11 protein-coding genes are annotated in these 11,604 nt (G+C 66.4%); 4 read left to right on the plus strand and 7 right to left on the minus strand.

The window, feature by feature from the left end:
- Positions 1 to 12: 12 nt before the first annotated feature.
- On the plus strand, positions 13 to 1,590 hold the full coding sequence (locus F4U95_RS10285; RefSeq protein ID WP_150425599.1) for an ABC-F family ATP-binding cassette domain-containing protein: 1,578 nt from the start codon (positions 13 to 15) through the stop codon (positions 1,588 to 1,590).
- On the opposite strand, the gene F4U95_RS10290 is transcribed toward F4U95_RS10285, so the two are convergent.
- The 3 genes from F4U95_RS10290 to F4U95_RS10300 are packed head-to-tail and all read right to left on the minus strand — an operon-like array spanning position 1,587 to position 5,800.
- A complete protein-coding gene (locus tag F4U95_RS10290) occupies positions 1,587 to 3,116 on the minus strand; it encodes a DHA2 family efflux MFS transporter permease subunit (RefSeq protein ID WP_150425600.1) in 1,530 nt (509 codons plus the stop codon). The two genes, F4U95_RS10285 and F4U95_RS10290, sit on opposite strands and share 4 nt — an antisense overlap.
- 13 nt (positions 3,117 to 3,129) lie before the next feature.
- Positions 3,130 to 4,293 (minus strand): EmrA/EmrK family multidrug efflux transporter periplasmic adaptor subunit, encoded by a 1,164-nt coding sequence (locus F4U95_RS10295; RefSeq protein WP_150425601.1) that lies wholly within the window; start codon positions 4,291 to 4,293, stop codon positions 3,130 to 3,132.
- Complete coding sequence (locus F4U95_RS10300) at positions 4,286 to 5,800, minus strand: efflux transporter outer membrane subunit (RefSeq protein WP_150425602.1); 1,515 nt, start codon at positions 5,798 to 5,800, stop codon at positions 4,286 to 4,288. The genes F4U95_RS10295 and F4U95_RS10300 overlap by 8 nt, the downstream gene beginning before the upstream one ends.
- Positions 5,801 to 5,889: 89 nt before the next feature.
- On the opposite strand from F4U95_RS10300, the gene F4U95_RS10305 reads away from it, so the two are divergent.
- Positions 5,890 to 6,534: a TetR/AcrR family transcriptional regulator gene (locus tag F4U95_RS10305; RefSeq protein WP_150411908.1), complete on the plus strand. Its 645-nt coding sequence runs from the start codon at positions 5,890 to 5,892 to the stop codon at positions 6,532 to 6,534.
- An 88-nt stretch (positions 6,535 to 6,622) separates the two neighbouring features.
- Positions 6,623 to 7,243, plus strand: a complete 621-nt coding sequence (locus F4U95_RS10310; RefSeq protein WP_150425603.1) for a response regulator transcription factor — start codon at positions 6,623 to 6,625, stop codon at positions 7,241 to 7,243.
- Here the strand turns inward: F4U95_RS10310 and F4U95_RS10315 are convergent.
- The 4 genes from F4U95_RS10315 to argH are packed head-to-tail and all read right to left on the minus strand — an operon-like array spanning position 7,240 to position 10,895.
- Positions 7,240 to 7,989: a precorrin-2 dehydrogenase/sirohydrochlorin ferrochelatase family protein gene (locus F4U95_RS10315; RefSeq protein WP_150425604.1), complete on the minus strand. Its 750-nt coding sequence runs from the start codon at positions 7,987 to 7,989 to the stop codon at positions 7,240 to 7,242. The genes F4U95_RS10310 and F4U95_RS10315 overlap by 4 nt on opposite strands.
- Positions 7,989 to 9,254 (minus strand): diaminopimelate decarboxylase, encoded by a 1,266-nt coding sequence (gene lysA / locus F4U95_RS10320; protein ID WP_150425605.1) that lies wholly within the window; start codon positions 9,252 to 9,254, stop codon positions 7,989 to 7,991. The genes F4U95_RS10315 and lysA overlap by 1 nt, the downstream gene beginning before the upstream one ends.
- A gap of 16 nt (positions 9,255 to 9,270) precedes the next feature.
- Positions 9,271 to 9,528 carry a hypothetical protein gene (locus F4U95_RS10325; RefSeq protein ID WP_120250848.1) on the minus strand — a complete coding sequence of 86 codons (258 nt, stop codon included), beginning with the start codon at positions 9,526 to 9,528 and terminating at the stop codon, positions 9,271 to 9,273.
- Positions 9,525 to 10,895 carry an argininosuccinate lyase gene (argH, locus tag F4U95_RS10330; protein ID WP_120250849.1) on the minus strand — a complete coding sequence of 457 codons (1,371 nt, stop codon included), beginning with the start codon at positions 10,893 to 10,895 and terminating at the stop codon, positions 9,525 to 9,527. Before argH ends, F4U95_RS10325 begins: the two co-directional genes overlap by 4 nt.
- Before the next feature lie 43 nt (positions 10,896 to 10,938).
- Here argH and F4U95_RS10335 point away from each other — a divergent pair, with 43 nt between their 5' ends.
- On the plus strand, positions 10,939 to 11,532 hold the full coding sequence (locus F4U95_RS10335) for a TlpA family protein disulfide reductase (RefSeq protein ID WP_150425606.1): 594 nt from the start codon (positions 10,939 to 10,941) through the stop codon (positions 11,530 to 11,532).
- The last annotated feature ends 72 nt before the right edge of the window (positions 11,533 to 11,604 follow it).

Genomic DNA, 11,604 nt, shown 5'->3' on the forward strand with positions numbered 1-11,604 from the left:
AAGTTATCGTCCATGCCTGCCATCACCCTCTCGAAACTCAGCTGGTCCGCGCCTGACGGAACGTCCGTCCTTGCCGGCCTCGACTTCCGCTTCGCCTCTGAACGCATCGGCCTGATCGGGCGCAACGGCGTCGGCAAATCGACCCTGATTGCCCTGATTGCAGGCGAAATCCGCCCCACAAATGGTGACATCCGGGTCGAAGGCAGCATCGCCACGCTGCGCCAGACGTTGGAGCCGACGCCCGGCCACACGCTCGCCGACCTGTTCGACGCCCGCGACGCCCTGAGCCTGCTCGACAAGGCCGAGGTGGGCGACGCGACCATGGACGAACTGGACGCCTGCGACTGGACGCTGCCCAGTCGCCTGGCCGATGCATTGGCGGAGGTCGGGCTGACCGCAGACCCGCTGACGCTTCTCGCCAACCTGTCCGGCGGCCAACGCACCCGCGCGGCCCTGGCGGCGGCGATCTTCGCACGGCCCGATTGGCTTTTGCTGGACGAGCCGACCAATCATCTGGACGCTGACGGCCGCGACGCGCTCGCTACCCTGCTCCATCGCTGGCGCGGTGGCGCGATCATCGTCAGCCACGACCGCACCCTGCTGGATCAAATGGACGCGATCGCCGAACTCACCAGCCTCGGCATCGCCCGCCATGGCGGCAACTGGTCCCGTTGGCGCGCCCGCAAGGATATCGAACTGGCTGCCGCCCAACATACACTCGATCATGCCGAGCGGCAGGCGTCCGACCTTTCCCGCAAGGCCCAGGTCGCGACCGAGCGGCAGCAGCGCCGCGATGGCGCAGGTGCGCGGCAGGCGGCAAAAGGCGGCATGCCCCGCATCCTGCTGGGGAAACGCAAACAGCAGGCCGAACAATCGAGCGGCGACGCCGCCCGCCGCGCTCAGCAGCAGGGCCGCGAAGCGCAGGCCGCCATCGCCGATGCCCGCGCGCAGATCGAAATACTCGCCCCGCTCACCGTCGCCCTCCCCTCGGCCCATGTGCCGCCGGGCCGCATCTTGCTGACACTGGACGGGGTGACGGCCGGCCATGATCCGGCCCATCCCCCGCTGCGCGACCTCAGCCTGACCGTCGCCGGTCCGGAACGCATCGCCATCACCGGCCCCAACGGCGCGGGCAAATCCACGCTGCTGCATCTGATCGCTGGCCAGATCGAACCCCTGACGGGCCAGGCCCATCGCCCCGTCGCCTGCGCGCTGCTCGATCAGCATGCCAGCCTGCTCGATCCCCATGCCAGCATCGCCGACAATTTCGCCCGCCTGCACCCCGGCGCGACCCGCAACGCCATCCACGCGGCGCTCGCCCGCTTTCGCTTCCGCGCGGATCTGGCGCTGCAACGGGTGGAGAGCTTGAGCGGCGGCCAGCGGCTACGCGCCGCGCTCGCCTGCGTGCTGGGCGGCGAAAATCTGCCGCCACTGCTGCTGCTGGATGAGCCGACCAACCATCTCGACCTCGATTCCATCGCAGCTGTCGAACAGGGCCTGGCCGCCTATGACGGCGCACTGCTGGTGGTCAGCCACGATCCCGCCTTCCTCGACGCGATCGGCATCACCCGCCGGATCAGCCTGCCTTAGTGCGCCGACGACGTATCGACATTGGCGCGCGGCTTGGGCGCGATCCACACGATCACGGCGGCTGCGAACAGGATGAGCGCCGACAGGAAGAATACATGATCGACCGCCATGACGATCGCCTCCTGCTCCACGATATTGGAAATGGTCTGCCGCGCCTGCTCGGCGGAAAAGCCCATGCTCGACAGCATCGACTGGGTCTGGTCGGGTTGCAGCACATTCGCCATGTCGCTGCGCGACACGCGCTGGCTGTCGCCCCAACTCGTCAGCACCAGCGACGTGGCGATCGCGGTCGCCATGGTGCGCACGAAATTCTGGAGGCCCGCGGCCGATGCCGTCTCCTCCGGCCGCACCGACCCCAACGTCAGTGTCGTCAGCGGAATGAAGAAGAAGGGCAGCGCAAAGCCCTGCACGAATTGCGGAATGGCCATGGTGTAGAAATCGACACCGCTCGTCCAGTGCGCGCGCCACAGCGACATGATCCCGATCCACGCCACCGCGCCCGAAATCATCAGCCGCACATCGACACGCGATAGCAGGAAGCCCGCCAGCGGCGCGGTGAACAAAGCCGCCATCGCCGTCAGCGCGGTGATGATGCCGGCCCAGGTCGCGGTATAGCCCATCGACATCTGCAACCATTGCGGGATGACGACGATGCTCGCGAAATAGGAACCGAAACAGAGCGACATGGTGAACAGGCCGGAACTGAAGCCGACATGGCGGAAGATGCGCAGATCCACCACCGGATGCTCCTCCGTCAGTTCCCAGATGACGAAGGCGACAAAACCGATGATCGCCATCAGCGCCAGCGCCAGGATCAACGGGTCGGCGAACCAGTCATGATCGCGACCGATATCCAGCATCACCTGCAAACAGCCGATCCAGAACACCAGCAGGAACAGGCCGACCTTGTCGATCGGCACATTGGCCGTCTCCGTCTCCACCGGCTTCAGCAACGCCTGCGCCGCCAATATGCACACCACCGCGATCGGCAGGTTGATGAAGAAGATCCAGTGCCAGCTCCAATTGTCGCTGATATAGCCACCGACGATCGGCCCCAATGCCGGCCCCATCAGGGTGGTCATCGCCCACATGCCCATGGCCCGCCCGCGCGTTTCGGGCGGGAAGATGCGCATCAGCAACGTCTGCGACATGGGCATGATCGGCCCGCCGCAAATGCCTTGGCCGATCCGGCAGGCAACCAGCATCCCCAGCGTGGAGGACAGGCCGCACAGAACGGAAAACAGGCCAAAGCCGATCATCGCCCAGGTAAACATGCGCACCACGCCGAAACGCTGCGCCAGCCATCCGGTCAGCGGCACGCAGATCGCCTCCGCCACGGCATAGGATGTGATGATCCAGGTGCCCTGATCGGGCGAGATGCCAAGGTTGCCGGCGATATGCGGCACGGACACGTTGGCGATCGTCAGGTCGAGCACGACCATCAGATTGCTCATCGCCAGCACCAGGCCCGCCAGCGTCCGGCTGCGCGGGGAGAGCCGCGAAAAAATATCGTCGTCGCCGCTCATAACCCGCGCGTCCTTATTTGTCGGAAAGGTCGATCTCGACATCCATGGACAGGCCCACGCGCAACGGATGCGCCGCCAGTTCCTTGGGGTCGAGCGCAATGCGCAGCGGCAGGCGCTGCACCACCTTGATCCAGTTGCCGGTCGCATTCTGCGCCGGGATCAGCGACATGGACGCACCCGTGCCGCCCGAAAAACCGACGACCTTGCCATGATAGACGACGTCGCTGCCATAAAGGTCGGACGTCACCGTGGCGGGCATGCCGACCTTCACGTCGCGCAACTGGCGTTCCTTGAAGTTCGCATCGACATAGACCTGGGTCAGCGGCACGATGCTCATGATCGGGCTGCCCTGCGCCACGCGCTGGCCGACCTGCACCTGCCGCTTGCTGATGACGCCGTCGATCGGCGCACGGATGACGGAGCGATCGAGGTTCAGCTTCGCCGTATCCAGCTTGGCCTGCGCCGCCATCACCGCCGGGTCCGTGTCGATCGTCGATCCACGCACCAGCGCGTCGTTGGCGGCCAGCTGGCCGCTCGCCGCGCCACGCGTCGCCTGCGCCGTCTGCACGCCGGCACGCGCCAGCTCCAGTGCCGCGCGGGCGGATACATAGGCCTTGCGCGCGCTGGTCACTTCGTCGCCCGACACCGCGCCGTCACCCACCAGCGCCTCGCGCCGTTGCAGGTCGATCCGCGCCTTGTCGAAATCGGCCTGCGCGCTCGTCAGCTGCGCGCGCGCCTGCACGATGTCCGCGCCACGCGCATCCACCTGCGCCGCCAGCGACGTGCTGGTTGCGCTGGTCTGGCGGAACTTGCGCTTGGCTTCGGCCAGATCCGCTTGCGCCTGCGCCACCGCGATCTTCGCGTCGGTCGGGTCCAGCTTCACCAATATGTCGCCGCGCTTCACGGCCTGCGTATCGCTGACCAGAACCTCGGTCGCCTGCGCCGACAACAGCGGCGTGACCTGCGCCATTTCGGCGTTCACATAGGCATTGTCGGTCGCGACATGATTGCGTCCGACCAGCAGATACCAGCCGGCCCACAACACGCCGCCCACGACGACGATCAGGCCCAGCCGGATCAGCCATGTCTTGCGCGCCGACTGGCGGGCATCCTGCTGCGCATCATTGTCCGGCGCGCCATTGTCCGGTGCTGGGGTTTCGGGCGTGGCATCAGCCATTGGGACGATCCTTGGACTGGAAGTCGCTGGCGGCAAAACCGCCGCCCAGCGCACGGATGAGGGCAATATCGGTGGAGAAGGCACTTGCCTCCAGCCCGGCGAGCGACTGGCGCGCGCCCAGCAATTGATCCTCGACATTCAGCACGTCGAGATAGGTGGACAGGCCACCCTTGTAGCGTTTCTGCGCAATGCCATAGGCATCCTGCGACGCGGCGACCGCCGCGCGCGCATCGACCAGCCGCTGGTCCAGCGTCTTGCGCGTGGTCACCGCATCGGCGACCTCTTGATAGGCGGCCAGCACGGTCTTGTCATAGGATGCGACCGCCTCGTCATAGGTCGCCCGCGCGCCGCGATACTGGCCCTGCAACGCCCCGCCGTGGAAGATCGGCAGGCTGATCGCCGGGCCGACATTGCCGAACAGAGATCCCTTATCGAACAGGCTGTCGATGAAGGGTTTGCGCGTACCGGTGGCCGATGTGCCGTTGAAGACAGTGTCATAGCCCAGCGACTGGAAACCGACCAAGGCGGACAGGCGAAGCGCCGGGAAGAAATCGGCGCGCGCCACCTTGATCCGCTTGGCCGCCGCTTCGGCGCGGGCCAGCGCGGCGGCGATATCGGGGCGACGGGCGATCAGATTGGTGGTGACGTCGGCAGGCAGGCCCAGCGGCGCCAGCGCGCCGACCTTGGGCCGGCTGATCGACAGGCCACGATCCGGCCCGGCGCCGATCAGCGCCGCGATCTGATGCTGGCGCAGCTCGATCGCCATATTGGCGGCCGCCAGTTGCGCCCGGGCCGACGACACGGTGGCGTCTGCCTGGCGCACGCTGCCGCGCGTATCCAGCCCGTTGCGCTGACGGTCGGCGGCCAGCTTCTGGCTCGCCATGCGGATGTCCAGCGTCTGCTGCGCGATATCCGCCTCATCATGCAGCCGCGCCAGATCGGCATAGGCGTCGGCAATGCCGGTGGTCAGCGCGAGCCGCGCCTGCTGCGCATCGATCTGCGCCGCGCGCGTTTCCGACGTGGCGGCGGCCAGTGCCGCCTTGTTCTTGCCCCACAGGTCGAGGTCGAAGCCTAGGTCCAGCGCGGCGCGCCCGGTGCCTAGCCAGCCTTGCGGCACGAACGCCTTGGGCATGCCCATATTATAGCTTTGCTTGGTCGCGGCGCCGCTCGCCTCCAGATCGACCGACGGCAACAGCGCGGCGCCCGCCTGCTGCGCCATGCCGGCCGCCTTGCGGAACCGCGCGCTGGCCGCCGCGACGTCAGGCGACGATCGCAATCCTTCCGCCATCAGCTGATCCAGCTGCGGATCGCCATAGGACGTCCACCAGCCATCGCCCGGCCAGGCGACCGGCGCGGCCGCCAGGCTGCGCTCCGCCGCCACGCTGGCGGGTGCGCGCAGTTCGGGCTTGGCACCCAGATCGGGGACTGCGGCGCAGGCGGCCAGCAGCATAAGGGAAGAGGCCATACCGCCGACACGGGCGACTTTGGCAATGCGACTCACGGGCATATCTAACCGTACCATCCAGTATGAATATCGCCATTGCGCCTCGCGCTTGGCCTTGTCAACATAAATAGCGTACTCTATGGTACGATTTGATGACACAGCCTGCCTGCCCTCTTACACCCAGCAAAAGGGAAATCCGCCGCATGGATCGCCGCGACGCGATCCTGACCGTGGCGCAGGGCTATTTCCTCAAACATGGCTTTGCCGGCACCACCATGTCGGGCATCGCTGCCGAGCTTGGCGGGTCGAAAGGCACGTTGTGGAACCACTTCCCGTCGAAAGAAGAATTGTTCGCCGCCGTGCTCGACCGAGTGGCCCGCGCCTATCGCGCGCGCCTGTCGCAATTGCTCGATCCGGAAGGGCCGCTGGAGGAGACGCTCAGGACCGTCTGCTTCAGCCTGATCCAGAAGGTAACGTCGACGGAGGCCGGCGCGCTGCATCGGCTCATCATATCGGAAAGCCGCCGTTTTCCCGAACTCGGCCAGATATTCTACGATCTGGCGCCGCAAAATACCCGTCTGCTGCTGGCGGACTTCCTGCAAGGCGCGATGGAGCGGGGCCAGATTCGCAAGGGCGACCCGATCGACGCCGCCCGCGCATTGCTGTCTCTTTCGCTGTCCGGATGCCACCAGCAGATGCTGATCGGCCGGATCGAATATCCCGCCCCCAACGAGATCGCTGCCGACGCGGCCTTCGCCGTCGACATCTTCCTGCGCGCCTACGCCGTCCCGGCCTGATCGCCGCTGCGTTAACCATTTCTTCGGGCGCGCTTCCTATCCTGCACCACCATGGCCGGTGCGTATCGGCTGGCGAAAGTGGGACGACATGGCACTCTTCAAGCGCAACCGCATCCGTCACGCCGAACTGGACAGGCTCAACGAGTCGCGCCCGCAACGCCGGCTGCGCCTGCTGCTGGTCGATGAAAATCCGACCGCGCGCGCCGTCGCCGCCCGCCGCCTGTCGCACCTCAACTATGATGTGGTGCTGGCCGAAAACGGCTTCATCGCCCTCAACCTGCTCGTCACCCGTCCGGTCGATATCATCCTGATCGACACCAGCCTGACGATGCTGCCCGCCGTCGCCCTGATGCAGAAGATCCGCGCCGCCAATCTGGCCGGCAATGCCTGTTTCGTGATGATCGCCGGTCGCCTCGACAGCCAGTCCATCGTCGAGGCGCTGGATGCCGGCGCCGACGATCAGGTCGTCAAGCCTTTCGACTTCGATGTGCTGGATGCGCGCCTGCGCCATTTGTGCCAGCGCGCCGAGCAGGTCGGGGCGCTCGCCCGCCACAATGCCGAGCTGGACGCCCGCATCGCCCGTCGCGCGGTGGAACTGGGCGAAACCCGCGAAGCGCTGCGCGAAATGCAGATCGACCGCGCCCGCCTCGTCTCCTCGATTCAGGCGCTACATGACGAGGTCGAACGGCTACAGGCGGCGCAAGGTTAAATCCCGACCCAGACGGTCAGCCCTTCGCTCTTTTCCGTCGGAAGCCCCTCCGCCACGATCCGCACCGCATCCACCCGCGCCCGATCCAGGATCGCCGCCGGCACATCCACCGCATGATAGACCCGATCCGCCTGCGCCAGCATCCGCGCGTCGCGCAGCGTCAGGTCATCCGGATCGTCCGATCGCAGCCGCAGGACATAAAGTTCGCCGACCATCGCATCCGGCGCTTCCGACAACCAGAAGTCCACATCAGGATCAAACCCCAGCGGGTCGATCGCCCCGCCCGGCGCCAGCGCCTTGCCGATGGCCTGCCGCCGCTGCGCCGAATCGGGCCATAGCCGCCGCAATGCGCCCCGCGCCGCAAACAGCGCCCGCGCCAGATCGCCCAGATGGGTCGGCAACAACGCTTCCAGCCGCTGCCGCAGTGCCGCCGCCAGCCCCGCCGACGCCCCGCCTGTGCCGATGGCGATCAGCACCGGATCGCGATCCACGATCGCCGGCAGGGTGAAGTCGCACAGCGCCGGCCGGTCGGTCGCATTGACCAGTAGGCCGCGCGCCTTCAATCGCGCCACGGTCGCCTCGTCGCCATCCGCCACGATCGCGATCCGCGCATCCGCATCCTCTTCGCGCACGACGATCGCGCCGGCCCGCTCCAGCAGGCGGCGCTTGGCCTCGGCGGCCTCGCCTTGCCCGGTCAGGATGACCGGCCGGCCCGTCAACGCCAGGAAGACGGGCAGGCTCTGCATCAGTTGCCGACCCAGTCGGGGATGATGTCCGCCGCGATCAGCGCTTCGAGCGGCGGCCGCTCGCGCACCACCGCCCATTTGTCGCCCGACACCAGCACTTCGGGCGTCAGCGGCCGGCTGTTATAGGTACCCGCCATGGTCGCGCCATAGGCGCCCGCCGTCATGAAGGCGACCAGATCGCCCGCCTGCACCACATCCATGTCGCGGTGCATGGCGAAGGTATCGCCCGTCTCGCACACCGGCCCCACGACATTGGCGGTTTCGCGCACACCGGCCGGCTTCACCGCCCGGATATCATGCCAGGCATCATACAGGCTCGGCCGCATCAGGTCGTTCATCGCCGCATCGACGATCACGAAAGGCGCCTGCGCGCCCTGCTTCACCCGCACCACGCGCGACAGCAGCGCACCCGCATTGCCCACGATCACCCGGCCCGGCTCGAACATCAGGCGCACCGGCCAACCCTGCGTCACCCGGCACACCATCGCGCCATAGTCGGCGGGGCTGGGCGGCAAAGGCTGCGAAGGATCATAAGGCACGCCCAGGCCACCGCCCAGATCGGCGGTACGAATGTCATGCCCCGCCGCGCGCAACGCCTCGATCAGCACGCCGACCTTGGTGAACGCCGCCTCCAGCGGTGCCAGATCGGTGAGCTGGCTGCCGATATGCACGGCCACGCCCTGCACATCCAGACCCGCCAGGTCGCGCGCGGCATCATAGCTTTCCAGCGCCCGGTCATAGGGAATGCCGAACTTGTTTTCCGACTTGCCGGTCGAAATCTTGGCATGGGTGCCGGCGTCCACATCGGGGTTGATGCGATAGGCAACCGGCGCACGCTTGCCCATGGACAGCGCGACCTGCGACAGCATTTCCGCTTCCGGCTCGCTTTCCAGATTGAACTGGTAAATGCCCTTGTCCAGCGCCAGCCGCATTTCCTCGGCCGTCTTGCCGACGCCGGAAAAGACGATGCGATCGGCCGGGATGCCCGCCGCGATCGCGCGCAGCAATTCGCCGCCCGACACCACATCCGCGCCCAGCCCCAGCTTCGCCAACGTCGCCAGCACCGCGCCATTGGGATTGGCCTTCACCGCAAAGGCGATCAGCGGATTGTCGAGCGCGCTCAGCCCTTCGCGGAACACGCCGACATGGCGCTCCAGCGTCGCGGTCGAATAGACATAGACAGGCGTACCGACCGCATCGGCGATCGCGTCCAGCGGCACCTGCTCCACCTGCATGGCGCCGTTCACATAATCAAAATGGTCCAAAGTCGCTATTCCTGGCTTATTGCGGCTGCTTTTCAGGCGGCAGGTCGAACGGATCGTCACCGCGCTTGCGGGACTGGGTCAGCAATTCCACGTTACGCTCCGGCCGTGCCTGAATGGACGGCTGCATCAGTTGCGCAGCAGTCGGCGCGGTCGCGGCGCCCACCGGCACGGCGGGCAGGCTCTGGCCCTTGACCGGTTTCAATGGCTGACGCCCGCCACAGGCGGTCAGCGCCACCGCCATCAACCCCAGTCCGACCAGCGCCTGCGTCTTCATGATCCCAATTCCTTCTTCGCGTCGGCGATCCGCGCCCGCACCTGGGCAGGCGCCGTACCGCCATGGCTTTGCCGGCTGGCGACCGAAGCGTCCACCGTCAGCACCGCATAGATGCGATCGTCGATCCGCGCGTCGATGTCCTTCAGCGTCTCCAGCGGCAACTGGTCCAGCGGCACCGCCGCCGCTTCCGCCGCCGCCACCGCGCGCCCGGTGATATGATGCGCCTCGCGGAATGGGATGCCGCCTTCGCGCACCAGCCAGTCGGCCAGGTCCGTCGCGGTGGCAAAGCCGCTTTCGGCCAGCCCGCGCATCCGGTCGGTCCGGAACGTCACCGTCTCGATCATGCCGGTCATCGCCGCGATCGACAGGCCCAGCAGGTCGTGCGCCTCGAACACCGGCGGCTTGTCGTCCTGCATATCCTTGGAATAAGCGAGCGGCAGGCCCTTCATCGTCACGCACAAAGCGGTCATGCAGCCCATGATCCGCCCGGCATGGCCGCGCACCAGTTCGGCGGCATCGGGATTGCGCTTCTGCGGCATGATGGAGCTGCCGGTCGAATAGGCGTCGGGCAATTTCACGAAGCCGAAGGGCTGGCTGGCCCAGATGATGAACTCTTCCGCCAGCCGCGACAGATGCAAAGACGCCTGCGTCGCCGCCATCAGATAATCGAGCGCGAAGTCGCGGTCGCTGACGCTGTCCAGGCTGTTGTCGGTCGGCTTGGCAAAGCCCAGAGCCGCCGCCGTCATATGGCGATCGGTCGGAAATCCGGTCCCGGCCAGCGCCGCCGCGCCCAGCGGGCATTCATCCGCCCGCGCTCGCGCGTCGGCAAAACGGCTGCGGTCCCGCCGCACCATTTCATAATAAGCCATCAGATGATGCCCCAGCGTCACCGGCTGCGCGGACTGGAGATGGGTGAAGCCCGGCATCACCGCATCGGCATTGTCTTCCGCCCGCGCCACCAGCGCGCGCTGAAGGCCGAGCAGCCCGGCCTCGACCTCGTCGATGGCATCGCGCACCCACAGGCGAAAATCGGTCGCCACCTGATCGTTGCGGCTGCGCGCGGTGTGCAGGCGCCCGGCCGCCGGGCCGATCAGCTCGGCCAGCCGCGACTCGGTGACCATGTGGATGTCTTCCAGGTCCAGATCGACCGGCACGCCATGGGCTTCATATTCGGCCGCGATCGTGTCGAGTCCCGCGGAAATCGCATCGGCATCCTGCTGCGAAACGATGCCCTGCTTGGCCAGCATCGCGACATGCGCCTTGGACCCTGCGATATCCTGTTTCCACAATCGCTTGTCGAAGGGGATGGAGGCATTTATCTCACGCATGATAGAAGCCGGGCCGGCGGCGAACCGGCCGCCCCACATGCTGTTGGAGCCCTTCCCAGTGATCTCTTCTTCACGCGCGCTAATGATACTGCTCCTGCCTGCCGCTCTGGCGGCCTGCGATAGGCAATCGCCGCCAAAGGAGCAAGCCAATGCCGCCATCAGTGGCGAGGTTGCGACCTCATCGGAAGAAGTGAAGGGCATAGGGACGAAGGACGGCACGTTCGACTACCGGCTCGACCGCAGCAAGGCGGGCACCCCTGCCCCCGATTTCGCCTTTCTCGACCCCGATGGCGGCAAAAAGACGCTGAAGGATTTCGCCGGCAAGCCGCTGATCGTCAATCTCTGGGCGACCTGGTGCGCGCCCTGCATCGCGGAAATGCCGACGCTGGACCGGATTGCCGCGACCTATGGTCCCAAGGGGCTGACCGTCCTCACCATCTCGCAGGATAATCAGGGGCTAAAGGCCGCCAAGCCCTTCTTCGAAAAACATCCGCTGCCCCATCTCAAGGGCTGGGCCGATCCGGAAAACCATCTGGGCTTCCATTATGCCACCGGCCTCCTCCCCACCACCGTCATCTATGACGCGCAGGGCAAGGAAATGGTGCGCGTGATCGGCGCGATGGATTGGGAAGGCGCTGAGGCGAAGGCGCTGATCGACGCCGCGATAAAATCCTGAATGGCGCAGAGACAGTAAGACGAACGAAGATCAAAAACCCGCCATGCCAGGCGATTGCAAAATGGCATGGCG

It is taken from the genome of Sphingobium limneticum (genome assembly GCF_008710165.1).
GTDB classification, from domain to species: domain Bacteria; phylum Pseudomonadota; class Alphaproteobacteria; order Sphingomonadales; family Sphingomonadaceae; genus Sphingobium; species Sphingobium limneticum.

Excerpts from the sequence above, each read along its gene's own strand:
- F4U95_RS10285 (WP_150425599.1), top strand. The coding sequence starts at position 13 with ATGCCTGCCATCACCCTCTCGAAACTCAGCTGGTCCGCGCCTGACGGA.
- F4U95_RS10290 (WP_150425600.1), bottom strand. The coding sequence starts at position 3,116 with ATGAGCGGCGACGACGATATTTTTTCGCGGCTCTCCCCGCGCAGCCGG.
- F4U95_RS10295 (WP_150425601.1), bottom strand. The coding sequence starts at position 4,293 with ATGGCTGATGCCACGCCCGAAACCCCAGCACCGGACAATGGCGCGCCG.
- F4U95_RS10300 (WP_150425602.1), bottom strand. The coding sequence starts at position 5,800 with ATGCCCGTGAGTCGCATTGCCAAAGTCGCCCGTGTCGGCGGTATGGCC.
- F4U95_RS10305 (WP_150411908.1), top strand. The coding sequence starts at position 5,890 with ATGACACAGCCTGCCTGCCCTCTTACACCCAGCAAAAGGGAAATCCGC.
- F4U95_RS10310 (WP_150425603.1), top strand. The coding sequence starts at position 6,623 with ATGGCACTCTTCAAGCGCAACCGCATCCGTCACGCCGAACTGGACAGG.
- F4U95_RS10315 (WP_150425604.1), bottom strand. The coding sequence starts at position 7,989 with ATGCAGAGCCTGCCCGTCTTCCTGGCGTTGACGGGCCGGCCGGTCATC.
- F4U95_RS10325 (WP_120250848.1), bottom strand. The coding sequence starts at position 9,528 with ATGAAGACGCAGGCGCTGGTCGGACTGGGGTTGATGGCGGTGGCGCTG.
- argH (WP_120250849.1), bottom strand. The coding sequence starts at position 10,895 with ATGTGGGGCGGCCGGTTCGCCGCCGGCCCGGCTTCTATCATGCGTGAG.
- F4U95_RS10335 (WP_150425606.1), top strand. The coding sequence starts at position 10,939 with ATGATACTGCTCCTGCCTGCCGCTCTGGCGGCCTGCGATAGGCAATCG.